Source organism: Cetobacterium sp. 2A (assembly GCF_014250685.1).
Classification (GTDB): domain Bacteria; phylum Fusobacteriota; class Fusobacteriia; order Fusobacteriales; family Fusobacteriaceae; genus Cetobacterium.
The window spans coordinates 23,576-47,686 of sequence record NZ_JACFAJ010000001.1; the positions used below are offsets into that span (position 1 = coordinate 23,576).

The 24,111-nt window shown below is 29.4% G+C and carries 23 protein-coding genes and 2 riboswitches; of the genes, 17 read left to right on the forward strand and 6 right to left on the reverse strand.

Annotated features, from left to right (window positions below; genetic code table 11):
- Nucleotides 1-167 precede the first annotated feature (167 nt).
- The 9 genes from H3N56_RS00115 to folP all read left to right on the forward strand — a co-directional run bounded on the left by H3N56_RS00115 (nt 168) and on the right by folP (nt 10,423).
- Nucleotides 168-962 carry a hypothetical protein gene (locus H3N56_RS00115; RefSeq protein WP_185879326.1) on the forward strand — a complete coding sequence of 265 codons (795 nt, stop codon included), beginning with the start codon at nt 168-170 and terminating at the stop codon, nt 960-962.
- A 10-nt stretch (nt 963-972) separates the two neighbouring features.
- The gene (locus H3N56_RS00120) at nt 973-1,281 is read left to right on the forward strand and encodes a hypothetical protein (protein WP_185879327.1); all 309 of its coding nucleotides are present in this window, start codon (nt 973-975) and stop codon (nt 1,279-1,281) included.
- A gap of 223 nt (nt 1,282-1,504) precedes the next feature.
- Nucleotides 1,505-4,066 carry a pyruvate, phosphate dikinase gene (gene ppdK / locus H3N56_RS00125; protein WP_185879328.1) on the forward strand — a complete coding sequence of 854 codons (2,562 nt, stop codon included), beginning with the start codon at nt 1,505-1,507 and terminating at the stop codon, nt 4,064-4,066.
- A gap of 18 nt (nt 4,067-4,084) precedes the next feature.
- The gene (locus H3N56_RS00130; RefSeq protein WP_255492118.1) at nt 4,085-6,022 is read left to right on the forward strand and encodes a fructose-1,6-bisphosphatase; all 1,938 of its coding nucleotides are present in this window, start codon (nt 4,085-4,087) and stop codon (nt 6,020-6,022) included.
- Nucleotides 6,023-6,122: 100 nt separating this feature from the next.
- Nucleotides 6,123-6,860: a tRNA pseudouridine(38-40) synthase TruA gene (gene truA / locus H3N56_RS00135; protein ID WP_185879330.1), complete on the forward strand. Its 738-nt coding sequence runs from the start codon at nt 6,123-6,125 to the stop codon at nt 6,858-6,860.
- Nucleotides 6,861-6,883: 23 nt separating this feature from the next.
- Nucleotides 6,884-8,200, forward strand: coding sequence for a sodium/glutamate symporter (locus tag H3N56_RS00140; protein ID WP_185879331.1), 1,317 nt, complete (start codon nt 6,884-6,886; stop codon nt 8,198-8,200).
- 2 nt (nt 8,201-8,202) lie between these two features.
- Nucleotides 8,203-8,748 carry a GTP cyclohydrolase I gene (gene folE / locus H3N56_RS00145; protein ID WP_185879332.1) on the forward strand — a complete coding sequence of 182 codons (546 nt, stop codon included), beginning with the start codon at nt 8,203-8,205 and terminating at the stop codon, nt 8,746-8,748.
- 12 nt (nt 8,749-8,760) lie between these two features.
- The gene (folK, locus tag H3N56_RS00150) at nt 8,761-9,576 is read left to right on the forward strand and encodes a 2-amino-4-hydroxy-6-hydroxymethyldihydropteridine diphosphokinase (RefSeq protein WP_185879333.1); all 816 of its coding nucleotides are present in this window, start codon (nt 8,761-8,763) and stop codon (nt 9,574-9,576) included.
- 13 nt (nt 9,577-9,589) lie between these two features.
- Nucleotides 9,590-10,423: a dihydropteroate synthase gene (gene folP / locus H3N56_RS00155; RefSeq protein WP_185879334.1), complete on the forward strand. Its 834-nt coding sequence runs from the start codon at nt 9,590-9,592 to the stop codon at nt 10,421-10,423.
- A gap of 7 nt (nt 10,424-10,430) precedes the next feature.
- Here folP and thiD read toward each other — a convergent pair whose 3' ends face one another.
- Nucleotides 10,431-11,237, reverse strand: a complete 807-nt coding sequence (gene thiD, locus H3N56_RS00160; RefSeq protein ID WP_185879335.1) for a bifunctional hydroxymethylpyrimidine kinase/phosphomethylpyrimidine kinase — start codon at nt 11,235-11,237, stop codon at nt 10,431-10,433.
- A 43-nt stretch (nt 11,238-11,280) separates the two neighbouring features.
- A riboswitch (TPP riboswitch) is annotated at nt 11,281-11,389 on the reverse strand.
- 33 nt (nt 11,390-11,422) lie between these two features.
- Nucleotides 11,423-11,878: an FUSC family protein gene (locus H3N56_RS00165; protein WP_185879336.1), complete on the reverse strand. Its 456-nt coding sequence runs from the start codon at nt 11,876-11,878 to the stop codon at nt 11,423-11,425.
- 117 nt (nt 11,879-11,995) lie between these two features.
- Between H3N56_RS00165 and H3N56_RS00170 the strand changes: the two genes are divergently transcribed.
- Nucleotides 11,996-12,223 (forward strand): hypothetical protein, encoded by a 228-nt coding sequence (locus H3N56_RS00170; protein ID WP_185879337.1) that lies wholly within the window; start codon nt 11,996-11,998, stop codon nt 12,221-12,223.
- A 39-nt stretch (nt 12,224-12,262) separates the two neighbouring features.
- Here the strand turns inward: H3N56_RS00170 and H3N56_RS00175 are convergent, their stop codons facing one another.
- The gene (locus tag H3N56_RS00175) at nt 12,263-13,915 is read right to left on the reverse strand and encodes an alkaline phosphatase (RefSeq protein ID WP_185879338.1); all 1,653 of its coding nucleotides are present in this window, start codon (nt 13,913-13,915) and stop codon (nt 12,263-12,265) included.
- Complete coding sequence (locus tag H3N56_RS00180) at nt 13,915-14,940, reverse strand: low specificity L-threonine aldolase (protein WP_185879339.1); 1,026 nt, start codon at nt 14,938-14,940, stop codon at nt 13,915-13,917. Before H3N56_RS00180 ends, H3N56_RS00175 begins: the two co-directional genes overlap by 1 nt.
- A 169-nt stretch (nt 14,941-15,109) precedes the next feature.
- On the opposite strand from H3N56_RS00180, the gene H3N56_RS00185 reads away from it, so the two are divergent.
- Nucleotides 15,110-16,480: an MATE family efflux transporter gene (locus H3N56_RS00185; RefSeq protein WP_185879340.1), complete on the forward strand. Its 1,371-nt coding sequence runs from the start codon at nt 15,110-15,112 to the stop codon at nt 16,478-16,480.
- On the opposite strand, the gene H3N56_RS00190 is transcribed toward H3N56_RS00185, so the two are convergent.
- Nucleotides 16,481-17,128 (reverse strand): alpha/beta fold hydrolase, encoded by a 648-nt coding sequence (locus tag H3N56_RS00190; RefSeq protein ID WP_185879341.1) that lies wholly within the window; start codon nt 17,126-17,128, stop codon nt 16,481-16,483.
- A 102-nt stretch (nt 17,129-17,230) separates the two neighbouring features.
- On the opposite strand from H3N56_RS00190, the gene H3N56_RS00195 reads away from it, so the two are divergent.
- The 5 genes from H3N56_RS00195 (at nt 17,231) to add (ending at nt 21,735) form a co-directional block, all read left to right on the forward strand.
- On the forward strand, nt 17,231-19,294 hold the full coding sequence (locus H3N56_RS00195; protein WP_185879342.1) for a glycogen-debranching protein: 2,064 nt from the start codon (nt 17,231-17,233) through the stop codon (nt 19,292-19,294).
- A gap of 45 nt (nt 19,295-19,339) precedes the next feature.
- Complete coding sequence (gene pncA, locus H3N56_RS00200) at nt 19,340-19,906, forward strand: bifunctional nicotinamidase/pyrazinamidase (protein ID WP_185879343.1); 567 nt, start codon at nt 19,340-19,342, stop codon at nt 19,904-19,906.
- A gap of 10 nt (nt 19,907-19,916) precedes the next feature.
- Nucleotides 19,917-20,099, forward strand: a complete 183-nt coding sequence (locus tag H3N56_RS00205; protein ID WP_185879344.1) for a hypothetical protein — start codon at nt 19,917-19,919, stop codon at nt 20,097-20,099.
- A gap of 159 nt (nt 20,100-20,258) precedes the next feature.
- Nucleotides 20,259-20,456: a cold-shock protein gene (locus tag H3N56_RS00210; RefSeq protein ID WP_185879345.1), complete on the forward strand. Its 198-nt coding sequence runs from the start codon at nt 20,259-20,261 to the stop codon at nt 20,454-20,456.
- 92 nt (nt 20,457-20,548) lie between these two features.
- Nucleotides 20,549-20,649, forward strand: a riboswitch (purine riboswitch).
- A 66-nt stretch (nt 20,650-20,715) separates the two neighbouring features.
- Complete coding sequence (add, locus tag H3N56_RS00215; protein WP_185879346.1) at nt 20,716-21,735, forward strand: adenosine deaminase; 1,020 nt, start codon at nt 20,716-20,718, stop codon at nt 21,733-21,735.
- Nucleotides 21,736-21,791: 56 nt separating this feature from the next.
- Here add and H3N56_RS00220 read toward each other — a convergent pair whose 3' ends face one another.
- Nucleotides 21,792-23,039: a dicarboxylate/amino acid:cation symporter gene (locus H3N56_RS00220; RefSeq protein ID WP_185879347.1), complete on the reverse strand. Its 1,248-nt coding sequence runs from the start codon at nt 23,037-23,039 to the stop codon at nt 21,792-21,794.
- A gap of 222 nt (nt 23,040-23,261) precedes the next feature.
- Between H3N56_RS00220 and H3N56_RS00225 the strand changes: the two genes are divergently transcribed.
- The gene (locus tag H3N56_RS00225; protein ID WP_185879348.1) at nt 23,262-24,110 is read left to right on the forward strand and encodes a WYL domain-containing protein; all 849 of its coding nucleotides are present in this window, start codon (nt 23,262-23,264) and stop codon (nt 24,108-24,110) included.
- Nucleotide 24,111 lies beyond the last annotated feature (1 nt).

The window sequence follows — 24,111 nt, forward strand, 5'->3', positions numbered from 1 at the left end:
TTATTTGAACTATTTTTCTAGATAATATTAATTTATCCTTTATGCTATTTAAAACAAGGAAAATATAAAACATATTGTATTATATAAAATATAAATTATATTAAGTGCTACATAACGTGATATAATTCCAAACATATTAAAGCTAATATTATATAGGGGGAGAGATTATGAATTTTTTTAAAAATACTGCATTACTTACATCACTTCTATCTATTGTTGCCCTTGGTGATGAAGTTGCAAATACTACTGCTGCCAATGCTTCGATTTTAAGTGTTTACAAGGTTGAAAAATTTGGTCATCTTGTTACTGCTCCAAGTTTTTCATTAGGAGCTCCAGTTGGAATGGTTCCAGGATACGGAGTTATATTTGCTGGTTTATCTGGAAAAACTAATAGTTCTGATACTGATGGCGCACTTGCAGTAGGTATGGGATTTGGAGATCCTCTAAATTCTTTAGGTGGAGCTGCAACTTTAGCTATTGGAAGTATAGATCCTAGAGATGGAGGAGCCTTTAATCGTGGAACTTTAAACCTAACTACAGGAAGACATTTTGCAAAACAAGGTCTTGGAGTTGCTGTTGGAGTATCTAACATTGATCTTTGGCACGATAACGATGATAATGAATTTGATCCAAGTTTTTACGGTTCTATTACAAAATTATTGCCAAATAATATTGCACCTATGATATTAACTGCGGGATTTGGAAATAATGTTTATTCAGACTCTAAATCAGATGAAGATTTGAAAAGTAAAATTGGAGTTTTTGGAGCACTTGCAGTATATTTAATGCCTCAACTAAGCTTAGTAGCTGACTACACTTCAGGTGTAACAACTGCCGGAGTAAGTGTTGTTCCATTCCCAAAACTTCCAGTATCTTTAATGGCTGGGGCTTCTGATATCTTTGAATATTCAGATGATAAAGTTTCTTTTATTGCAGGAATTTCTGCAGCATATACATTCTAGGAGGAATATTATGAAAAAATTATTATTTGTATCTGTGCTAGTAAGTTTATTTTCAATTAATGTATTTGCCGCTGAACAAGCTCCGGTTTCAAATGCCGCTCAAGAATCTTTTAACTCTGAAGAAGAAGTAAATTCTGAAAGTAATGATCCTATGGGAATGAATGAAGCGTTCATGGGAACTTCTGAATCTACTGGTGGAGAAACTGGTGGAGGAAATAGTGGTTCTATAGTTAATACTTCTCTAGTACACTCATCTACAATAACTGCAATTACACAGAACAATGTGACTATATCTACCCCTTATACATATAAAAAATAAATATAAATAATAGTAAAAATATAGTTTGTATAAAGAGAGAATTATAGGTTCTCTCTTTTTTTTGTTAAATTTAAGTGAACACTGTATAATTGTATTGCACATCTTTTGAAAGTGTGTTATTATAGCCTCATATAGAGTAGTGTTGATAATTAAATAGATATTATTACATAATAGAGTACACTTAAAAAATATTGAATTATTTATTCTCAGGAGGCGTTTATATATGAAAAATGTTTTTTTATTTAATGAGAGTTACCATATGAATAAGGAAATTTTAGGCGGAAAGGGAAAAAATCTTGTTGAAATGCAAAGAATAAACCTTCCTATTCCAAACGGAATGATTGTAACAACTGATGGATGTAGAGAATATTTTAAAAATAACAATTCTCTACCAACTTTAATCATAGATGAAATAAAAGCTGGTATAAAAAGATTAGAACTTGCTACTGGAAAAACATTCGGTGGAGAAAATCCACTTCTTGTATCAGTTAGATCAGGAGCTCCTGTATCTATGCCTGGAATGATGGATACAATATTAAATTTAGGTTTAAATGATAAAACAGTTGAGAATATTATTTCTAGAACTAACTCAGAAAAATTTGCACTTGAAAGTTATGTAAGATTTATAGAGATGTTCTCTGAAATTGTAATGGGTATAGATAAAGAAAAATTCCATAAAAATAAATCTAACATTTCTTCATTAAGAGAAGTAATAGAAATACATAAAAACTTTTTCAAAGCTGAAACTGGAAAAGATTTCCCACAAAATCCACTAGATCAATTATTATTTGCTGTTGAATCTATTTTTGGATCTTGGAATAATGAGAGAGCGGATATCTATCGTAACCTTTACAGTATCAGCCATGACATCGGTACCGCTGTTGTTGTTCAAGAGATGGTATTTGGAAACTTTAATAACCTATCAGGAACTGGAGTTGCTTTTACAAGAAATCCATCTACAGGAGAAAAAGAAGTATTTGGTGAATACTTATTAGAAGCTCAAGGAGAAGATATAGTTGCTGGAATTCGTACTCCAGAACCTCTTCATAGACTAGGAACACAACTTCCTGAAATATATACTCAATTTATTGAAATTGCTAATATTTTAGAAAATCATTACAGAGATATGCAAGATATTGAATTTACAATTGAAAATGGTAAACTATTCATTCTACAAACTCGTAATGGAAAACGTTCTCCTTATGCTTCTATCAAAATTGGAATGGATTTAGTAAATGAAAATCTTATCACAAAAGAAGAAGCAATTATGAGAATCGATACAACTTTACTTCCACAACTTTTCACAGGTAATTTTGACGAAAAAGATTTAAAGAATAAAAAGTTTTTAGGAAAAGGTCTACCTGGTTCTGCTGGGGTAGCTGTAGGAAAAGTTGCTCTATCTTGTCACTCAATAAAAGAGGGAGAAGACTACATCCTAGTTCGTAAAGAAACTTCTCCAGAAGATATAAAGGGTATGAGTCTTGCTAAAGGAATCGTAACAGTTAAAGGAGGAGCTACCTCTCACGGTGCTGTTGTTGCTAGAGGAATGGGTAAATGTTGTATCACTGGTTGTGAATCTATAAAAATTGATGCTTCTGAAAAATTCTTTACTCTTGGAGATACAGTTGTTAAAGAGGGAGATATAATTTCTATCAATGGTTTTAATGGAGATATCTATCTAGATGCTGTAAAACTAGAACCACCTAGACTTGATCATAATTTCCGTGAATTTATTTCTTGGTGTAAGGATATAAAAAAATTACAAGTTCGTATGAATGCTGATACTCCTACAGATATAATCGTTGGAAAATCATTTGGTGCCGAAGGTGTTGGACTTTGCAGAACAGAACACATGTTCTTCGAAGACGAGAAGATTTGGAGCGTACGTGAAATGATAATAGCTTCAAATAAAGAAGAAAGAGATTTAGCTCTTGAAAAACTATTAATACTTCAAAGAAAAGATTTCTATGAAATATTAAAAGAACTTTCTGGCTGTCCAATGAATGTAAGACTTCTTGATCCACCATTCCACGAGTTCCTTCCTAAGACTGAAAAAGACATTGTTAAGTTAGCTGACTTTACAAATAGAACTTTTGAAAATATAAAAGAAAGAATTAGTGAACTTAAAGAAGAAAATCCTATGTTAGGTCATAGAGGATGTAGACTTGCTGTAACTTTCCCTGAAATTTATGAAATGCAAGCTACTGCTATAATTGAAGCTGCTCTTCAATGTAAAAATGAAAATATACCTATCACTCTTGAAATTATGATTCCATTTATCGGAGGAATCAGTGAATTTAAATATATAAAAGAAAGAATATTAAATAAAATCGCACTAGTTTTTGAGGAAAATTCAGACTCTATAGATTTCAAATTAGGAACTATGATGGAACTTCCAAGAGCTTGTCTGTTAGCAGATGAAATTGCTGCTGAAAGTGATTTCTTCTCATTTGGAACGAATGATTTAACTCAAACTACTTACGGAATTTCTAGAGATGATTCAATTAAATTTATCGATTTCTACAAAGAAAAAAATATCATGAAAAGAGATCCATTCCAAAGCATTGATACTCGTGGTGTTGGAAAATTATTAACTCTAGCTAAAACTCTTGGAAATGAAACTAAACCAGGAATAAAAATTGGAGTATGTGGAGAACATGGTGGGGATCCAAAAAGTATTGAATATTTCCATGATTTAGGACTTGATTACGTAAGTTGTTCTCCATTTAGAGTTCCTATAGCTATCGTTGCCGCAGCTCAAAGTAAAATAAGTAAAACAAATTAAATAATGGGGGAGAAAATTATGTCAGAAGATAGAGAATTAAGCTATTTAAAATTACTTTCAAAAAGTTTTCCTACAATAGAAGAAACCGCTGCTGAAATAATTAATCTTGAAGCAATACTCTCCCTGCCAAAAGGGACTGAACATTTTATTAGCGATATTCACGGTGAATATGATGCATTTAATCATCTTCTAAAAAATTGTTCTGGAGTTATAAGAGAAAAGATAGAGTCCATCTTTGGAAATACAATTTGTTCTAAGGAAAAAAAACAACTGGCAACAGTTATTTATTACCCAAAAGAAAAAATAGAACTCATTAAAAATTGTACGGAAAATATGGATATTTGGTATGAAAAAACTATACATAGAATTCTTAAAGTTTTAGAAGTTGTTGCTTCAAAATATACTCGTTCTAAGGTTAGAAAAGCCCTATCAAAGGATTTTTCTTATATAATACAGGAACTTCTCTATGAAAGAGAAGGAACTCCTAATAAAATAGAGTATGTGAAAGGAATTATAAATACTATTATTTCGATTGATAGAGGTAAAGAATTTATAGTAAATTTATCAATACTAATTCAAAAATTAACTGTAGATTCTCTTCATATTGTTGGAGACATCTACGATAGAGGTCCTTATCCTCATAAAATTATAGATCGATTAATGGAACATCACAACGTTGATATTCAATGGGGAAATCATGATATTCTTTGGGTTGGAGCTGCCAGTGGACAATTAGCCTCTATAGCTAACGCAGTTAGAATATCATTAAGATATGGTAATACTGAAGTCCTAGAAGAAGGTTATGGTATTAACCTTCTTCCTCTTGCAACTTTTGCCATGGAAGAATATAAAGATGATTTATGTAAACAGTTTGTTATAAAAGCTAAAGAAGGTTCAGAAAAGAAAAATTTATGTCTTCTTGCAAAAATGCATAAAGCCATCTCTATAATTCAGTTTAAGTTAGAAGAAAAAACTATAAAAAACAATCCAGAGTTTGAAATGAATGATAGATTGCTTCTTGAAAAAATCGATATAGAAAAAAATATTATTACTATCGATGAAAAACAATATTTTTTAAATGATCAATTCTTTCCAACTTTAAAAAATGGATTTCAAACCACTTTAACACCAAAAGAACAAGAGGTTATAGACAGTCTTTTATTTAGTTTTAAAAATAGTGAAAAACTTCAAAAACATATTCAATTTTTATTAGAAAAAGGGAATGTATATCTAAAAAGAAATTCAAACTTAATTTATCACGGATGTATTCCACTAGATAAATTTGGAAATTTGAGAGAAGTAAATATTTTCAACTCAAAACTTAAAGGAAAAAAACTTTTAGAGACACTTGAAGGATTTTGTAAAGATGGATACTATAATGCAAATAACACAAAAGCTAAAGATTTTCTTTGGTATCTTTGGTGTGGAAAAGATTCACCATTATTTGGAAAAGATAAAATGAGAACTTTTGAAAGATATTTTATAGATGAAAAAGAAACACATAAGGAAATATATGATTATTACTATGATTTTTATGAAAACGAAGAGGTTTTAAATACTATTTTAAAAGAGTTTAAACTTCCAACAGACGGATCAAATATAGTTAGTGGTCATGTTCCAGTAAAAGTTAAAAAAGGAGAAAAGCCTATCAAAGGAAAAGGAAAACTTCTTCTTATAGATGGAGGATTCTCAAAAGCCTATCAACCTACTACTGGTATAGCTGGTTATACATTAATATTTAATTCTTATGGAAAACGTCTAATATCTCATACTCCTTTTGACAATACAGGGGATTATGTTGAAAACTGTTTAGATGTTCCTACAACTACAGAAATCATTGAAAGTCGTGATTCTAGACTAAGAGTTAGAGATACTGATATAGGTAAAGAATTAATTAGCCAAATAAATGATTTAAAAAAACTACTGAATCTTTTTAAAGGTGCTGATATAGTTTAAATAAAAAAGTCCAATTGAAGTTTTTACTTTCGGTTGGACTTTTTTGATATGTTTTATGATATAATATATTACTAAAATTTAATTTATTAAGGAGATCAAAATGAAAAATTATATGTTTGTTGTCGAGTATGATGGTTCTAAATATAATGGTTGGCAAAGACTGCCTGACAATATAGAAAAATCTATTCAAGGAAAAATCGAAGTTCTCCTTTCACGTCTATTGGAAGAAGATGTTAAAATTATTGGAAGTGGTAGAACTGATGCTGGAGTTCATGCTCTAATGCAAGTATGCAACTTTAAAACTTTAAAAAATTTAGATAATAATTTTATAGAAGATTTCAATAAATACTTACCAAAAGATATTAAAATTACAGAATTTAAAAAAGTTGATGATAAATTTCATGCTAGATATAATGCAACAAAAAAAGTATATATGTATAGAATAGATAACACAAGATTTGGAAATTTATTCTTAAGAGATTATTCTTACTATATAGATAAGAAATTAGATATTCCTGCAATGAGAAAAACTTTAGAATTATTTATTGGAGAACACGACTTCACATCGTTTTCTAAAAATAACAGCAAGAAAAAATCTTGTGTAAGAACTATTAATTCTATTGAACTAAAAGAAAACAATGGAATTATAGAAATATATTTTGAAGCGGACGGTTTTTTATATAACATGGTTAGAATGCTAACTGGTGCCTTAATTGGTGTAGGATTAAACCAAATTAAATACGAAGATATAAAAGAACTATTAAACGAAAAAACTAGAACTAAGCATAGATTTGTTGTTCCTCCTCAAGGATTATTTCTTTACTCTGTTCAATATTAATTTTTAATAAATTTGGGAGGATTATGAATACTATTTTTTACTCTATTTGTTACTTAAGTGTTCTGCTTTTAATAGGTACATTTATCAGATCAAAAATAAAATTACTTCAAGAACTTTTTATCCCAGCGTCTGTTATAGGTGGTATTATTGGCTTAATAATTGGTTCTACTTTTATTCCTGATGCTTGGTTAACAGAAATTGCTTTATTTCCAGGAATATTAATAATACCAATCATTGCTTCTGTTCCTTTAGGTTTAGAATTTAAAGGTATAACTGGAAAATCTGCAACAAGGGATATAGGAATTATGTCTGCTATTATGTTGTTAGTTACTTTCACGCAAATTTTCATAGGGTATTCTACTAATTTAATTTTTAATAATCTATTTTCATTTAATATTTATAATACTTTTGGAACAGAGCTTAACGCTGGGTTTTCAGGAGGTCATGGAACTGCTGGAATGATTGGAAGGATATTAAAAGACATGAATATGGACTATTGGGCAATCGCTCAAGGAATTGCTACTACCACCGCAACTTTTGGATTAATAGGTGGTATTATTTTGGGAATTTTCTTAATCAATAGATCCGTTAAATCTTCTAGTATCCCAGCAGAACTAAAAAAGGGATACTATACTGATATTTTAAAGCAAGAGAGTTTAGGAAGAGAAACTATGCTCTCATCCTCAGTCGATACTCTGGCATTTCATATATCGATTATTTTTTCAGTATGTGGACTTGCTTTTATAATCTTAAATTTTTTTAAAAAATATAAAATTCCAGTTTTATCGTCTATTTCCGTATGGGTCATTGCTATGATTCTAATGTTTGGAATATGGAAGTTAATAAAAGTTCTAAAATTGGAATGGTGTGTTGACTCTAAGGTTAAAACAAGACTTTCAAGTTTATTGACAGAATTTGCTATAATCTCAGCAGTTACTACGCTTCCTTTTAAAGCAGTTTTTTATTATGCTGTCCCAATATTTACTATGTTAATTCTTGGTTTTATTAGTACTTGGTTTATTATTAAGTATTTTAGTTATAAGTACTTTAAAAATAACTATCCTTTTGAAAGATTCATAGCTATGCTTGGAACTTCTCTGGGTATCTTTTTAACAGGCCTTTTACTTTTGAGAATTTGTGACTCAGAATTTTCAACTCCTGTATTAGGAGACTATTCATTAGCATTTTCAATCACAGCATTAACAGGCACAATTTTAATTGCTACATGCATAAATTTAAGTTTTCAGTATGGACCAATTGCTCCAATATTTTTAAATCTTATATTTATATTTGTTACTATAATATTTATAAAAAAACTTAATTCAATAGGATGTGAGTAAATATGGACACAAATATTAGAAATATCATTTTAAATATAGATGGTGGAAGAAATATTATTTCACAGGAAGTCATACAAAATACTCCAGAAAGAATTTCTACTTTCTATAAAGAAATTTTTTCTGGTCTATCTATAAATCCAAATGATTTTCTCAAAAGAACATTTCCTGTTCAAAGTGATGATCTCATTCTAGAAAAAAATATAACTTTTTACTCTATGTGCGAACATCATTTTCTTCCTTTTTTTGGAAAAATAGATATCGCCTACATTCCAAATGGTAAAATTGTAGGATTTGGAGACTTGATAAAAGTTGTTGAAGCTTATTCTAAAAGACCTCAACTTCAAGAAAGAATGGGTTCAGAGATTGCCAATACCATCTTTGATGAATTAAAATGTAAGGGTGTTTATATAAAAATTGAAGCCGAACATCTTTGTATGACTATGAGAGGTGTTCGAGCACCTGGAACGAAAATAATCACCACTGTCTCCAAAGGATGCTTTGAAAACGAACCTCATTTTAAACTTGAAGTTATAAATCTATTAAAATAAAAAGGAGTAAAAATGGATAAAATTTATATAGAAAATCTTGAATTTATTGGTAATCATGGAGTTTTTCCAGAAGAAAAATTTTTAGAACAAAAATTTATTATTTCAGTTGAAATGAGTACTTCAACAAGAAGAGCTGGGTGTAATGATGATTTAAACTATTCTACTCACTACGGTTTCGTTTCAAATGATATTGAGGAAGTTTTTTACTCTAAATCTTTCGATTTAATTGAAGCTCTAGCCGAGAAAATTGCTGAGAAAATTTTGATAAACTACCATTTTGTAAAAAGTATAAAAGTAACTGTAAAAAAACCTTGGGCACCAATAAAGAAACACTTTGATTATGTAGCTGTTGAAATTAATCGTTCAAAAAATAAAGCATATCTTTCAATTGGGACAAACATGGGAAATAAAAAAGAAAATTTAAATCTAGCTATAGAGAAAATAAACTCTCTTCCAAATACAAAAATATCTAAAATAAGTTCATTTATTGAAACTGAACCTTTTGGTGATGTTGTACAGGACAATTTTTTAAATGCATGTTTGGAATTAGAAACCCTATCTACAGCCCCTGAACTATTAGATTCTTTAATTCAAATTGAAAAAGAAATGGGAAGAGTACGTGAAATAAAATGGGGACCTAGACTTATTGACTTAGACATTCTTCTATTCAATGACGAAATCCATGAAACTGATGAGTTAGCTATTCCTCATCCTTGGATGTGTGAAAGGGAGTTTGTTTTACAACCACTTTCTGAGATTGCTCCAAACTTTATTCATCCTTTAGAAAAGAAAACAATATCTACCCTAAAAAGATTAATTGAAAAATAAGGAGGAGATTTTTATGGTTTTTACTTCAAATGGAAAAAGTTTTTCTCTAAATAATAAAACTTTGATTATGGGGATTTTAAATATTACTCCCGATTCATTTTCAGATGGCGGAAATTATAACTCCATAGAAAACGCCCTTATACACACTAGGAAGCTTTTGGAAGATGGTGCTGATATAATTGACATAGGTGGACAATCAACTAGGCCAGGGTATGAGGAAATCTCATTAGAAGAGGAACTAAATAGAGTTATTCCTGTTGTCAAAGCTATCTCAAAAGAATTTGATTGCTTAATCTCTGTGGATACATATAAATCAGAAGTTGCTAAGCAAGCTTTAGAAAACGGAGCTCACATTATAAATGACATATGGGGATTACAAAATGAATCCGAAAATATGGCTAAAGTTGCTAAAGAATACGATGCTGTTGTAATAGCTATGCACAATCAAAATACAAAAGATTATCCTATTGATATAATTACTTCTATTAGAACATTTTTTGATAAAACTTTCAAAATAGCTGCAAATCACAATATCGAAAAAAATAAAATAATTATTGATCCAGGAATTGGTTTTGGTAAAGGTTATGATGAAAACATTGAAGTTTTAAGTAGATTAAACGAGCTAAAAGATATTGCTCCCATTCTTATAGGTGTTTCTAGAAAAGGATTTATTGGAAAAGATTTAAATTTATCCCCTATAGAAAGAGATGATGGAACATTAGCTTTAAATATTTTTTCCATAACTAATGGAGCAAAAATAGTTAGAGTTCACAATGTTCTCTCTCACAAGAGAGCTCTCTCTATAGCTGATAAAGTAATTTATATGAATAGCCCAAATTTAAAATAAATTTGGGCTATTTGTAATCAATCCCTGCTCTGTTATAAATTTCTATAAAATGTCCTATTGGTCCAACTCCATTTCCTATTTGAAAAGAATTTTCTATAGCTTTAGATATATACTCTTTCCCTTTTTTTACCGCCTCTTCTACCGAATCTCCTTTGGCTAAATACGAAGCTATTGCAGATGAAAGTGTACATCCTGTTCCATGAGTATTTTTAGTTTCAAATCTAACTCCGGGATACTTTATAATTTCATTTGTTTCTGTCAACAAAATATCTGTGCAATTATCCTCTCTGTGTCCACCTTTCACAAGAACATTTTTAACTCCCAATTTTTTTATTATTTTTGCAGCTTCAATCATGTCCTCTTCATTTTTTATTTCTATTTTAGATATAGCTTCTGCTTCAGGAATATTAGGTGTGATTATTTTCCCACAAACTATAAATCTTTTTAAAGACTCTATCGCATCTTCTTTTAAAAGATAATATCCACTCTTTGAAATCATAACTGGATCTATAACTATATTTTTAGCCTTTACTCTCTTTAATGTTTCTGAAACAGTATCAATTATTTCAGCACTCGACAGCATCCCAACTTTAACTGCATCTACATCAATATCTTCATATACCACTTCAATTTGTTTTTCTATTATCCCTTTGCTCAACTCTTCTACAGCAAAAACTCCCATACTATTTTGAGCCGTAATGGCAGTAATAACACTCATTCCATAAACACCCTGAGCACTCATAGCTTTTAAATCTGCTTGTATTCCTGCCCCTCCACAAGAATCAGATCCTGCAATAGTTAAAACTTTTTTCATAATTACCTCCCATTAAAAAAATAAAAAAGCTGTTGAATAAGGTCAACAGCTTTAATAACTTAACTACGTTGGCATTATCCAAATCAGCTCAGGTCGAAATAGTATCAATTTCCTCTCAGCCAGTTTCTTTACTAGCTCCCTTTTTCTATTTAATTTGATTTATTTTAACATAATAACACATATTTTCAAAAGAATTTTAATTTCTCTCCAGTATATGTAACAAAAACTGTCATCAATATTCCAAAAGTAGTGTCTAGCACTCTTTTTAATCCATATATATATGGTTCTGAAGATGGGACACCGTAAATAATTACTAAAAATACTATCGAAGCTATAGCAGATGGAATTTTCAAAATTTTCTCACATATGAATATCACCAATATTTCCCCTATTATTATTACATAAATATCATTGATATCCAAATAACTTAAAATAACTCCAATAATTCCACCTATTATTGTCCCAATCAATCTTTCTTTTGATTTCTTCAATAAATCTTTAAAATCTACACTTGTCAAAATAACTGCAGAAATAGCGGCATAAAATAAACCCTGCCTCTCCATATGTATCATTTTTCCAATAATTGTTATGAGAACAACTGAAATTATTGCTATGACTTCTCTCTTAACGCTCTCACTCATATAAATGTCCTCCTGATATTCAAATGATTATTATAATTTTATTGACTTTTTTAAGTATTTGTGTGAAAATTTAGTCATAGTATAAATTCATAGCTTTATAAAAAGGGGTGAATTAAAATGGCTAATTTTTTTAGTTTTAAATATATTGAAAATTTTCTTGAAGAAATCAATGAAGACTTAGAAACTATTTTTGAACCAGAAGAAAAAGAAGTCCATATCTGTAAAATTTGTAACGAAGAAATTCCAGAAAAATACTGCGAAAATCAGTTTGTTGATGGAAAAAATAATGATACAAAATGCATTCACTGTAACAGACATTTTGTCAGAGTGAAAGTTGAAGGATAAAAACCCCCAAAAATAAATTTTTTAGGGGTTTTTATTTTATTATTTAATTTTATTTAGTGCCGCTTGTGGAATAAATACCTCTTTTTCATTATAGATAACTATTCCATTAAAATCTTGTTTTTTCCCATCTACTTCAAAATAATTTTTATTTTCAAAGAAAGTATATTCTTTTCCATTTTTACTCAATATAAATTTAGGATTAGATACTATTGAATTATCAATTTTCAAATCTATTCCCATAGCTTTTATTTTCTTTCCAGAAACAAAAAGTTCATCTGTAACTTTATCTAAATCTGCATTTATTGCCTTAGCCATGTAAAGAGCTATATCAGAATTCTGAATTGTTCCAGAAAGTGTATCTTGAGGATTTGAAGTATATGCGTAGAAAGGTACATCTTCTCCTGTATGACCATTTGTTGTCCATCCTAAACGCGATCTTGAACTCATTCCGTTAGCAAGTATAGTTTCAATTGCACCAGCATTCTTAGCGCTATCTATTTCTTTTAATTCTTCTGGAGATAATTCATATCCTAATTTTTCTAATACAAGAGTTTTAGCTTCTGCTTTGTTATCTACAATTTGCTTTGCTACCGCTCCTTCTGTTGCTTTAGCTTTTTTCAACACTGATACAAAATCCTCAATTGGATGTTCAGGATAACTCTTTGACGTACTAGCATTTCCTATTGTAAGACCTCCAGTTGCATGATCTGTTGTCACAACAACAAGTGTATCTTTATTTTTTTTAGCATAATCTAACGCCACTCCAACAGCAGCATCAAAAGCTTTATAGTCTGAAATTTGTGCTACAGGACTATTAGCATGACTGGCCCAATCCACTTTTGATCCCTCTACCATCAAGAAAAATCCATCTTTATCTTTTTTAAGTAAATCAATAGCTTTTTCAGTCATTTGTGCTAATGATGGTTGTTTTTTTGGATCTCTGTCCAAATCGTTATCCATATCCTTTTCAGCAAAAAATCCCCAAACCTTTTCTCCATCTACTGAATTCATTTCATTTACATCATATACTATTTTATAATTTTGATTTTTAATAGCTTCTACCATATCTTCGCCATCTGTTCTATTTTTAGATCTGTCATCCTTATCATTACTAGGATTAAAGAAAGATTTTCCACCACCAAAAATAACGTTCATTCCTTGGAAAACTTGTTGTTCTCCTATATCAGAATAATTATTTCTATGAGTTGAATGAGCTGTAAAATCTGCAGGAGTTGCATGAGTAATCTCAGATGTTGCTATCACACCAACTGCCTTTCCCATCAATTTTGCTGCTTCTAAAACAGAGGCTGCAGGAGCAAGTTTATCATCTTCTTTAACTTCTTTCGCTCCATATAAAGTTGCTGCTGCTGGTTTTACTCCAATTAATTTATCTTGTGTTTTCCATCCTGTTGCAATAGCTGTCCCTGCTGGTGCAGAATCAGCTATTGCAGTATCTGAATTATGAGTTCTTGACATTCCAGTAACAATTTCGTCAACATTTAGTGGCTTCCCATCATTATAAACCCATCTTGCTAATGTTGTTGTTGAAACAGGAGTTCCATCACTTATTAAAACTATTACATTCTTAGCAAATCCTGGTTTAATCTCTTCCAGTTTTGCTGAAAATAGCTCTTGATTTGTAGAGAACATTGTTGCCGATAAAATAATTGAAGCTAGTGCAAATTTTTTCATTAAATTCCCTCCGTTAAACTTTTTAATTTTGAAATAAATAAATCTATATCATTTTTTTCAATGTCAAACGATGTTACAAATCTCACTTCATTTTTATCTTCATCCCAAACATGAAAATGACAAAATTCCTGTAGAGGTTTTATTATCTGTTTAGGAAGTATTGCGAAAATAGTATTGGCTTCCACCTTATTCACTATAATTATACCATTTTTTTTAAGTTCTTCAGATAGATATTTTGCCATATCATTAGCATTTTTTGCTGACTCATACCAAATATTATTTCTTAAATATGGTATAAATTGAGCTGATAAAAATCTCATCTTTGAATTCAATTGTAAATCTTGTTTTCTAAGCTTTAAAAAATTTTCAGCTAATTCTTCATTAAAAAATACTATTACCTCTCCCATCATAAGCCCATTCTTTGTCCCACCTAAGCAAAGTACGTCTACTCCTAAATCTGAAGTCATTTCCTTAAACGAACATCCAAGTGATACTGCCGCATTTGAAATTCTTGCTCCGTCCATATGAAATAACATCCCATTTTCCTTTGCAAATTTTCCTATTTCTTTAATCTCTTCTAGAGAATAAACAGTTCCTGTTTCTGTTGTTTGACTTATAGAAATGATTGAAGGATTTGGCTTGTGAAAACTATTCTTATAAGAAACATATTTTTTAACAGCCTCCAAATCCAACTTCCCATTGATATTTTGAACTGGAAAAAGTTGCATTCCAGTTATTTTAGATGGTGCTCCAGTTTCATCAGAAAAAATATGAGCTGTATCAGCACAAATAACAGAGCTTGCTTTTCCTTTCATCGCATCTAAAGCCAAAACATTAGCTCCAGTTCCATTGTAAACAAAATATGCTTTAACATCTCCAAAATAATTCTTAACTTCTTCAACTGCTTGGCTTGTATAAGAGTCTTCTCCATAAGCTGGACAATGTCCATTATTTATTTCTACTATATATTCAAGAATTTTTGGATGAACTCCGCTACAGTTGTCACTAGCTAAACTTTTTTTCATAAATTATATCCTCCTGTATTTATTTTACTATAATTGATTACAATATTTTCTGTACAAAATCAAGTACTTTTGTGATATAATTATATTTATATATTAAACTTAATAAAGAAGTAGACGGGCGACTTTAATTACCCGTTTGCTTCTTATTTTTTTGGAGGTATTTTTATTTATGTTGAAAAAATTTGGTTTTGAAAAAACCTTTCTTAAATCTCTTATGGTACTGGCAATTCCAATAATATTGCAAAGTCTTATTACTTCTTCATTGAATCTTTTAGATAACTTAATGATTGGTTCTCTTGGTGAAAATGAAATTGCAGCAGTTGGACTCTCTAACCAATTTTATATGGTTTTCTTCCACTCTGTAATGGGAATTAGTATGGGTGCTGGTATTTTTATATCTCAACTCTGGGGTAAAAAAGATATCAAACAAATACATAGTTTTCTTGGCGTTTCCTTAGTTGTTTCATTATTAGCATCTTTATTCTTTGCTGGACTTGCTTATATAAAACCTGAAATTATAATGCATATTTTTACCCTTGATGAAACTGTTACATCTCTAGGTGTAGGATATTTAAAAATGGTGGCTGTAAGTTATATCTTAACTTCTATTTCTCTTTGTTATTCTGTAACCCTTAGAAGTACTGAACAAACTAAAATTCCAATGTATGCAAGTTTGATAGGAATTGTTTTCAATGGGGTTTTAAATTATTTATTCATATTTGGAAAATTTGGTGCTCCTGCTCTCGGTGTCACTGGAGCTGCAATTGGAACAACTATTGCTAGGATTGCAGAGCTTGCATTTATTTTATATGTAGTTTATTTCAAAAAAAATATTGTAGCGGCACCTCTGAACTCACTTATAAATTTCAACTGGAATCTTATTAAAAGATTCTTTAAAACAGCCTTTCCTGTAATTTTTAATGATATTGTATGGATTGCTGGAATTACAGCTTACTCTATAGCTTATGCTAAACTAGGAACTAAAGCTACTGCAACTATGCAAATTGCAACTACAATCAATAACATGTTTAATATAGTTGGGGTTGGTATTGGTTGTGCTGCCGCTATTATGATTGGAAATAAAATCGGTGCCAAATTAAATGATGAAGCTTATGAAGACGCTCAAAAAATTACTAATTTTGGAACTCTTTCTGGCGTTATAATGGGTGCTGGTGTCTATCTTATAGCTCCAATTATAGCTGGTTTCTTCAAAGTTTCTCTTGAAACTCAAGAAAATGTAGTTACAATTCTTAGAATTATGGCTCTATTTGTTCCTATTAGATTCTTTGGAATTATACAGATAATTGGTGTTCTTCGTGGTGGTGGAGATGTTTTATTTGCAATCCTTATTGAGATTACTGCGGTTTGGGGAATTGGAGTTCCATTAGCCTTTATAGGAGCCACTTACTTTAAGCTTCCTATTACATCACTTTATCTTCTTATTTGTTTAGAAGAGCCTTTTAAGGTTATTGCCACTTATCCAAGATTAAAGTCTGGAAAATGGATTAAAGATTTAACAACACCCAGCTATGCTCATTAATTAAAATTTTCCTTGCTTAATAAAGTTTATAATTAATTCAATTACCTCTTTATTATAATGAATATTATGATGGTTATATGGAATTATAATGTGATCTTTAGAGTTTTCTAATTTAGTTGACTCTAAAGACACTCTTCCATCTCCCATTTCATCATAAAAGATTTTACCTAATAAAATATTGTCTTTATTTCCCGCAATAACTCCTATATCTATTTTATCTTCTCTATAAACTTCTAAATCCTTAAAATTATCGGTAGTTAATCCTTCTAATGTTTTACAAAATAATCTCAAAGGTGTATATTTATAAAAAAAATTAGCAAATATTGATCCTTGATTTGGAGGTGCAATCAAGATACATGATTTTATTAAATTATGATACTCTTCCAAAATTAAAAAATTTCTAACAATAAAGCCACCCGCACTATGTGAAATAAAAACTATTTTTTCTCCCTCTTCTAAGTTATTAATAATTTCTGTCATTTTATTTCTAAAGATTTCAAAATTAATTTCCATTTTTTTAAAAGTCAAAGGTAAATCAATCGCAACACAACTATAGTTTCTCTTACAGAGCTCATTTTTTAAGTATTTCATATCTTTACTATTTTTACTAAATCCATGAATCAAAATGATTTTTATTTTTTCTTTCATAATCTTCACCTCAGCTAATTATAACCTAAAAATACATTAAGAGGATTTTAATTTTTTTCTAGTAGAACTTAACAATATTAAGAATTAATATGGAGGTTAAATATGGAAAATTTTCAAGTTTCTCCAGGTTATATAATTAAGGGGACAACTGTTTTGGATAAGGGAGTAAATTTCGGAATATTCTCACGAAACGCTACAAAAATGACTCTAGAAATTTTTGAAAATTTATCTGACAATGAACCAATATTTTCCTATGATTTGGATCCTAAAAGAAATAGAACAGGTGACACATGGCATGTATATATTCTGGGTATTAATGAAAACTATTCTTATTCTTGGAGAGCGGATGGACCTTTTGTTCCAAGACTTGGTCACAGATTTGATTACAACAAAAGACTTATAGATCCATATGCAAAAGCTATTACTCCAAAATATCTGTGTGAGAATACTTTTATGAAAAATTTAATCGTAAACGAAAGAAAACTTTTAGAATTAGAAAGAGAAGAAGTTCCGGGAACAGAATTCAAAGAAACTGTTATTTATGAAATGCATATTAGGTTATTTACCATGAATAAAAATTCAAATGTTGAAAATCCAGGGACATATAAAGGGGTTGTCGAAAAGATTAATTATCTAAAAGAATTAGGAGTTACGGCAATCGAATTACTTCCAATCTTTGCTTTTGATTCGGAAGATACATTTACAATAAACCCATTTACTGGAGAAAAACTAAAAAATATTTGGGGATATAACCCAATAGCCTTTTTTACACCTACTCCAAGATATAGTAATCAAACTGATATCTTAACTTTTGTTGGTGGACACATCATCGAATTTAGAAATCTTGTTAAAGAATTTCATAAAGCTGGGATAGAAGTTATATTAGATGTTGTATTCAACCATACAGAAGAAGGAAACGAAAATGGAACTACTGTATCTTTCAAGGGACTTGATAATAGCATTTACTATTTATTATCTCAAAAAGATAAACGATACTATTGCAATTATTCTGGAACAGGAAATACTATCAATGCATCTCACGCTGTTGTTAAGGAGCTAATAATAGCTAGTTTACGATACTGGTACGCTATGATGTTAGTTGATGGATTTAGATTTGATCTTGCTGCAATTTTAGGAAGAGATGAGAATGGTAACTGGATTGGTGACTTATCTTTACTTAAAGATATTGCAGATGATTCTGTTATTTCAGGTGCAAAACTTATTGCTGAAGGATGGGACGCTGCTGGTGGATATTTTCTTGGTGAATTCCCATGTGGTTGGGCTGAATGGAATGGAAAATTTCGTGACACCGTAAGAAAGTTTATAAAAGGAGATCCTGGACAAGTTTCTGATTTAGCAACTCGTGTAATAGGAAGTCCTGATCTTTTTTCAAAATATGGAAGAAAACCTTACCATGGTATAAATTTTATAACAGCTCACGATGGCTTTACTATGTGGGATTTGGTTTCTTACAATGAAAAACATAATTTAGCAAATGGTGAAGATAATAGAGATGGAGAAAATAATAATAATTCCTGGAATCATGGGATAGAGGGTGAAACTGATGACCCTAACATTATAGCCCTTCGTAAAAAACAAATGAAAAATATGGTTGTTATCCTAATGATTTCTCAAGGTGTTCCTATGATTCTTATGGGAGATGAGATGGCTAAAACTCAAAATGGTAATAATAATGCTTATTGCCAGGATAATGATACTAACTGGATTGACTGGGATAGAAAGGAAAAATTTATTGATATTTTTAACTTTTTTAAAAATATGATAAATTTTAGAAAAACACACAAAGCATTGAAGCGTGAAAAGTTTTTTTCTGATTCTGATTTAGATGGAAATGGATATACTGATATAAGTTGGCATGGATTATATCCCGAAAAACCTGATTGGTCTTATGAATCTAGAGTATTAGCTTTTATGATTGACGGTGGAGATATAAATGGAACAGATGAAGATAATGATATTTATGTAGCTCTAAACTCACATTATGAACCACTGACATTTTATCTTCCTTATATTCCTGGCAAAAAATGGTATAGGGTAGTTGATACCTCTGAACCTACTGAAGATTTCTTAGAAATTCCATTGGTTATAGAGGATAATAAATATTTAGTAAAAGATAGGAGTTCAATTGTTCTTATAAGCAAATAATATGCTATAATCTCTTTAATTATAATTTTACATTAGGGAGGAAGCATGAAGGGATTATTGATTGTTGATATTCAAAATGACTTTTGTCAAGGAGGAAGCTTAGAGATAAGTCAAAGTAATGAAATTATTCCGGTAATAAATAATTTAATTGAATATTTCAAAAAAAAGAATTTATTTATTGTTGGAACAAAAGATTATCATCCTGAAAATCACATAAGTTTTTCGTATTGGCCTGTCCACTGTGTTGAAAATACATTTGGTTCTGAATTTCATCCTGAACTTAATAAGTTCTCTAATATAGTTTTAAAAGGGACTGATCTTAAAATTGATTCCTATAGTGGATTTTTTGATAATGAATATAGAAAGCAAACTAATTTAGACTCACTTCTAAAAGAACATAATGTTACCGATTTATATATAGTCGGTCTTGCTACAGACTATTGTGTTAAATATACTGTTTTAGACGCTCTAGCTTTAAAATATAATGTTTTCGTTATCACAGATGGATGTAAAGGTGTTAATATAAATTCACTTGATTCTGACAATGCTCTACTTGAAATGCAAGAAAAAGGGGCTGTATTAATTAAAAGTTCTGATTTATTAAAAAACTAGGAGGCTTAATATGGAAAATGTTTTAATTGAAATGAGTGACGGTACTTTTCTTACAGACAAATGTGAGAGAATTCATTTTGATCCTAAAAGTGAGTTTTTAACTCTACAGGATGGAACAGAAATTGAAATTAAAAATATAGTTTTTCTAGAGATTAATGGTAATATTTTAATTAATAATAGAATTGTTAAATAAATATCTTTACTTTTTATTATTATTATAGTATACTAAAAGAAGTTAATAATATGAGTTAAAAATTTCAACTAGTAATTAAGGGATATCTTTCAAAAGTACCTTTTTATTAAATTTAAATTTAAGATTTATATAGTTAAAATTAATTTATGGAGGTATACTATGAACGGTATCGTAAAATGGTTTAACGAAGAAAAAGGATTTGGATTCATAACTGGTGAGGACGGGAAAGATGTATTCGCACATTTCTCTGAAATTCAAAAAGACGGATTCAAAAAGTTAGTAGAAGGAGAGGAAGTTACTTTTGACTTAGGTCAAGGAGCTAAAGGACCTCAAGCTACAAACATCAAAACTAAGTAATTAGAATAGCGAAAGCTTTTGAAACACTAGATATTTAAATATCTAGTGTTTTTTTTATTGACATACAATTTGTTTTTGTAATATAATACATGAAATATAAAATATAAAATTTTCGTATAACCCCATTAATATGGTATGGGGGTGTCTACCATGGAACCATTAATTCCTGCTTACGAAGAGAATATGTCACGTACTGTACATATTTTCTTTGTAGGCGGGATTTTTTTATTTATAAATTTTTAATTTTAGAGGAGGAAATATGAACTTTAAAAAATTACCTAAAATAGAGTTACATTGTCATTTAGATGGAAGTGTGAGACCTGAAACAATTATTGAACTATCAAAATTAGAAGGAGTTAAATTACCTAGCTATGAAATTGAAACAATAAAAAACAATATGATTGCTCCTATGGAATGCACCTCTTTAAATGAGTACTTAGAAAGATTTGAAATACCAGTAGCAGTTATGCAATCAAAAGAAAGTCTAAAAAGAATTGCTTACGAATTAATGGAAGATTCAGCAAAAGAAAATATAAAATATATAGAAATTAGATTTGCTCCATTACTACATATAGATAAAGGTTTATCTATTGAAGATGTAATAGAAAGTGTTTTGAGTGGAATCAGAGAAGGAGAAAAAAATTACGATATAAAAGGGAATTTAATTTTATCATTTTTAAGACATATGCCTATTGAAACTGTATATGAAGTTATTGAGATTGGAAGAAAATATTTGCAAAAAGGAGTTGTAGCAATTGATCTTTGTGCAAGTGAAGAGAAAGGATTTTGTGAAAAGTTCATAAAACCATTTTTACTTGGAAGAGAATATGGATACAAAGTTACAATTCATGCTGGAGAAACTGGAATTGGTGAAAATGTTTTAGATGCGATTCAGACTCTTGGTGCAAAAAGAATTGGACATGGAATCCATATAAAAAATTGTAAAAAAGCTTATGACATTGTAAAAGAAAAAAATATTGTTTTAGAGATCTGCCCAACAAGTAATGTTCAAACAAAAGCTGTTGATTCATTTGAAAATCATCCAATTTTAGATTTTTATAAAGATGGAATAAAAGTAACAATAAATACAGATAATAGAACTGTATCGAATACAACTTTGACAAATGAGTATAATACTGTAAAAGATAATTTTAAAATTGATTTAGAGATTTATAAAAATATCTATTTCAATAGTGTTGAGGCAGCTTTTACAAATTTAGAAATCAAAGAAAAATTAAAAGAAGACTTTAAAAAATCAATACAATCTAATATTTTATAATATAAAAAGACACTTCTTTCATACAAATGAAGAAAGTGTCTTTTCTTAACTTATAACTAAATGATGCCCTCTCTTTTCTTTAGCATCCAGTTTTTTCCTTCAACTAATCTTGTTACAAGCATTGCTGCCACTGTATCTCCTGTTGCATTTACCATTGTAGCCGGAGGATCTACTAAATACCCTATTGTAGCTATAATTGGGAAGGCTTCAGGCGGAAAACCATACATTGTAACAATCAACATCTCTCCAATCAATCCTCCACCTGGGACTCCTGACATTACTACTCCTCCCATTATAGAAAGAAGCAATGCACTTGCATAAGTTCCCATTCCATCAAAAGGTACTCCAAATATTCCAAATAGAAAAGATATCTTTAAAATCGAGCTTAAACAAGTTCCATCCATATGAGCACTAGCTCCAATTGGTAAAACTATATTTCTAATATCCTCAGGTACTCCTATATCTCTAGCAGCATCTAAATTTACAGGAAGAGTAGCCATACTACTTTGAGTAGCTAGAGATGTTATAGCTGGTGAAATAAGATACTTTAAAGATTTTACACCCTCTTTTCCTGCCGCTAAATAGGCATAGCAGGGAAATGCAATAAGAAAATATAAAATGCAAACTGGATAGTAAATCATCATAGCTCTTGCATAAGATCCTAAAAGTTCTTTACCAAATACTCCAACTAGTGCAGCAAAATATGCTCCTAAACCTATTGGTGCATAATACATTATTATATTAATCATTTTTAAAAACACTTGAGCCAAAGCATCTAATCCATCTGAAATAATTTTTCCTTTTTCTCCAATTAGATTTATACAAAATCCAAAAAACATAGAAAATATAATTAATGGTAACATATTTTTTCTTGAAATTAATTCTGGAAAATCTTTAACTGTAAAAGCAGAAACAATTTGGTTTCCAGTTTCAAATGGTTTTATAGCATCTGTCGCTGTTAAATTTAAAGACACTCCTTGAGCTGGAGGAAATATTTTAACAACAACTATAATTAAAACTGTGGCTATTAATCCTGTAGATAGAAATACCATAAAAAGATTTTTTAAAATACTTCCTAATCTCTTCATATTTGACATACTAGATATTGAACTTGCTATTGTTGTAAATACAAGTGGCACAACTATCGTGAACATAGCATTTATAAAAAGATCACCTAAAGGTTGAAACATTACAGCTTTTTTCCCCATAACAATTCCTAAAATACTTCCTATTATGATAGAACCAATTAAAATTATAGGAAATCTATAAGATTCCCAAATACTTTTGTTACTTCTTAAATTCATTAATCTCACCCCATCCATATTTATTCATACCAGTATAGTTTAACTCATTAGATATCGAATATTCTAGTAACCAAAATAAAATTAATAATGTTCATACAAATATTATTAATCCTCTTATTTTATAAGTATTAATTTAATATTTTTATTCTATATTTATGAATATTTTTTCAAAAACTTGATATTTTTATAAAATATTGTTATTGTAAGTAAGAGGTGAAACTTATGGAAAAAAAATTAAGAGTAACTTTACCAGAATATATCTATAAAACTATTGAAGCAGATATTGAAGAATTTAAAATTAATAAAAATTATATTTTAAACTATATCTACAAAAATTTAAAGTTTGAACAATTTTTAGAAGATGGAAAATTTGATGGAGAAAAAACTGTCATTCAATTTAACTTAAACAAAAAAAATAGAGAAAACTACTACAATTTTTTAGAAGAAAATGGTATTCAAGTAGAAGCTAGTTTTTTCAGAAAACTTTTTATTAAATACGCAAACCAATCTAAAGTTAAAAGAGAACTATTCATTTTTAAAGAGGTAGTTGAACGAATCAACCTTGGTATAAAAGAAAATAAAATATTAAATATAACTTTTATGGATAAAAAAGAAACTAAAATAGAACCATACTATATTGGTAATTCTAAACTAGAAATTGCTAACTATATTTTCTGTTTTGATTTATTAGAGGGTGAATTTAAAAATTATAAACTCAATAATATTAAAAATATTTATATTAATAATAAAATTTTCACCGTTAGAGACCTAGATTTTATTGAAAAGGTTAAAAATAATTTTGATCCTTTTCTTTCACAAGATAAGATAATAAAAGTTAGGTTAACTCCAAACGGTGAATTACTTTTTAAAAATATAAAAATAAATAGAGCTGAAATTTTAAGTATCAATAAAGATATTTATGAATTACAATGTTCTGAAGAAAAAGCTAAAAGATATTTTTCTTATTTTTTAGATGACGTTGAAATCTTAGAACCTTTAGAACTAAGAGAATGGTTTATAAATAAATATGTAAGTGCTTTAAAAAAATATCAAAATCTCTTAAATAATTAAT

What these genes read in the sequence shown, in the direction of transcription:
- H3N56_RS00225 (WP_185879348.1), top strand. Translation starts at nt 23,262, where the DNA reads ATGGAAAAAAAATTAAGAGTAACTTTACCAGAATATATCTATAAAACT.
- H3N56_RS00130 (WP_255492118.1), top strand. Translation starts at nt 4,085, where the DNA reads ATGTCAGAAGATAGAGAATTAAGCTATTTAAAATTACTTTCAAAAAGT.
- H3N56_RS00175 (WP_185879338.1), bottom strand. Translation starts at nt 13,915, where the DNA reads ATGAAAAAATTTGCACTAGCTTCAATTATTTTATCGGCAACAATGTTC.
- H3N56_RS00195 (WP_185879342.1), top strand. Translation starts at nt 17,231, where the DNA reads ATGGAAAATTTTCAAGTTTCTCCAGGTTATATAATTAAGGGGACAACT.
- H3N56_RS00205 (WP_185879344.1), top strand. Translation starts at nt 19,917, where the DNA reads ATGGAAAATGTTTTAATTGAAATGAGTGACGGTACTTTTCTTACAGAC.
- ppdK (WP_185879328.1), top strand. Translation starts at nt 1,505, where the DNA reads ATGAAAAATGTTTTTTTATTTAATGAGAGTTACCATATGAATAAGGAA.
- truA (WP_185879330.1), top strand. Translation starts at nt 6,123, where the DNA reads ATGAAAAATTATATGTTTGTTGTCGAGTATGATGGTTCTAAATATAAT.
- H3N56_RS00120 (WP_185879327.1), top strand. Translation starts at nt 973, where the DNA reads ATGAAAAAATTATTATTTGTATCTGTGCTAGTAAGTTTATTTTCAATT.
- H3N56_RS00170 (WP_185879337.1), top strand. Translation starts at nt 11,996, where the DNA reads ATGGCTAATTTTTTTAGTTTTAAATATATTGAAAATTTTCTTGAAGAA.
- H3N56_RS00140 (WP_185879331.1), top strand. Translation starts at nt 6,884, where the DNA reads ATGAATACTATTTTTTACTCTATTTGTTACTTAAGTGTTCTGCTTTTA.
- H3N56_RS00220 (WP_185879347.1), bottom strand. Translation starts at nt 23,039, where the DNA reads ATGAATTTAAGAAGTAACAAAAGTATTTGGGAATCTTATAGATTTCCT.
- H3N56_RS00165 (WP_185879336.1), bottom strand. Translation starts at nt 11,878, where the DNA reads ATGAGTGAGAGCGTTAAGAGAGAAGTCATAGCAATAATTTCAGTTGTT.
- folK (WP_185879333.1), top strand. Translation starts at nt 8,761, where the DNA reads ATGGATAAAATTTATATAGAAAATCTTGAATTTATTGGTAATCATGGA.
- H3N56_RS00190 (WP_185879341.1), bottom strand. Translation starts at nt 17,128, where the DNA reads ATGAAAGAAAAAATAAAAATCATTTTGATTCATGGATTTAGTAAAAAT.
- pncA (WP_185879343.1), top strand. Translation starts at nt 19,340, where the DNA reads ATGAAGGGATTATTGATTGTTGATATTCAAAATGACTTTTGTCAAGGA.
- folP (WP_185879334.1), top strand. Translation starts at nt 9,590, where the DNA reads ATGGTTTTTACTTCAAATGGAAAAAGTTTTTCTCTAAATAATAAAACT.
- H3N56_RS00180 (WP_185879339.1), bottom strand. Translation starts at nt 14,940, where the DNA reads ATGAAAAAAAGTTTAGCTAGTGACAACTGTAGCGGAGTTCATCCAAAA.
- add (WP_185879346.1), top strand. Translation starts at nt 20,716, where the DNA reads ATGAACTTTAAAAAATTACCTAAAATAGAGTTACATTGTCATTTAGAT.
- H3N56_RS00185 (WP_185879340.1), top strand. Translation starts at nt 15,110, where the DNA reads ATGTTGAAAAAATTTGGTTTTGAAAAAACCTTTCTTAAATCTCTTATG.
- H3N56_RS00115 (WP_185879326.1), top strand. Translation starts at nt 168, where the DNA reads ATGAATTTTTTTAAAAATACTGCATTACTTACATCACTTCTATCTATT.
- thiD (WP_185879335.1), bottom strand. Translation starts at nt 11,237, where the DNA reads ATGAAAAAAGTTTTAACTATTGCAGGATCTGATTCTTGTGGAGGGGCA.
- H3N56_RS00210 (WP_185879345.1), top strand. Translation starts at nt 20,259, where the DNA reads ATGAACGGTATCGTAAAATGGTTTAACGAAGAAAAAGGATTTGGATTC.
- folE (WP_185879332.1), top strand. Translation starts at nt 8,203, where the DNA reads ATGGACACAAATATTAGAAATATCATTTTAAATATAGATGGTGGAAGA.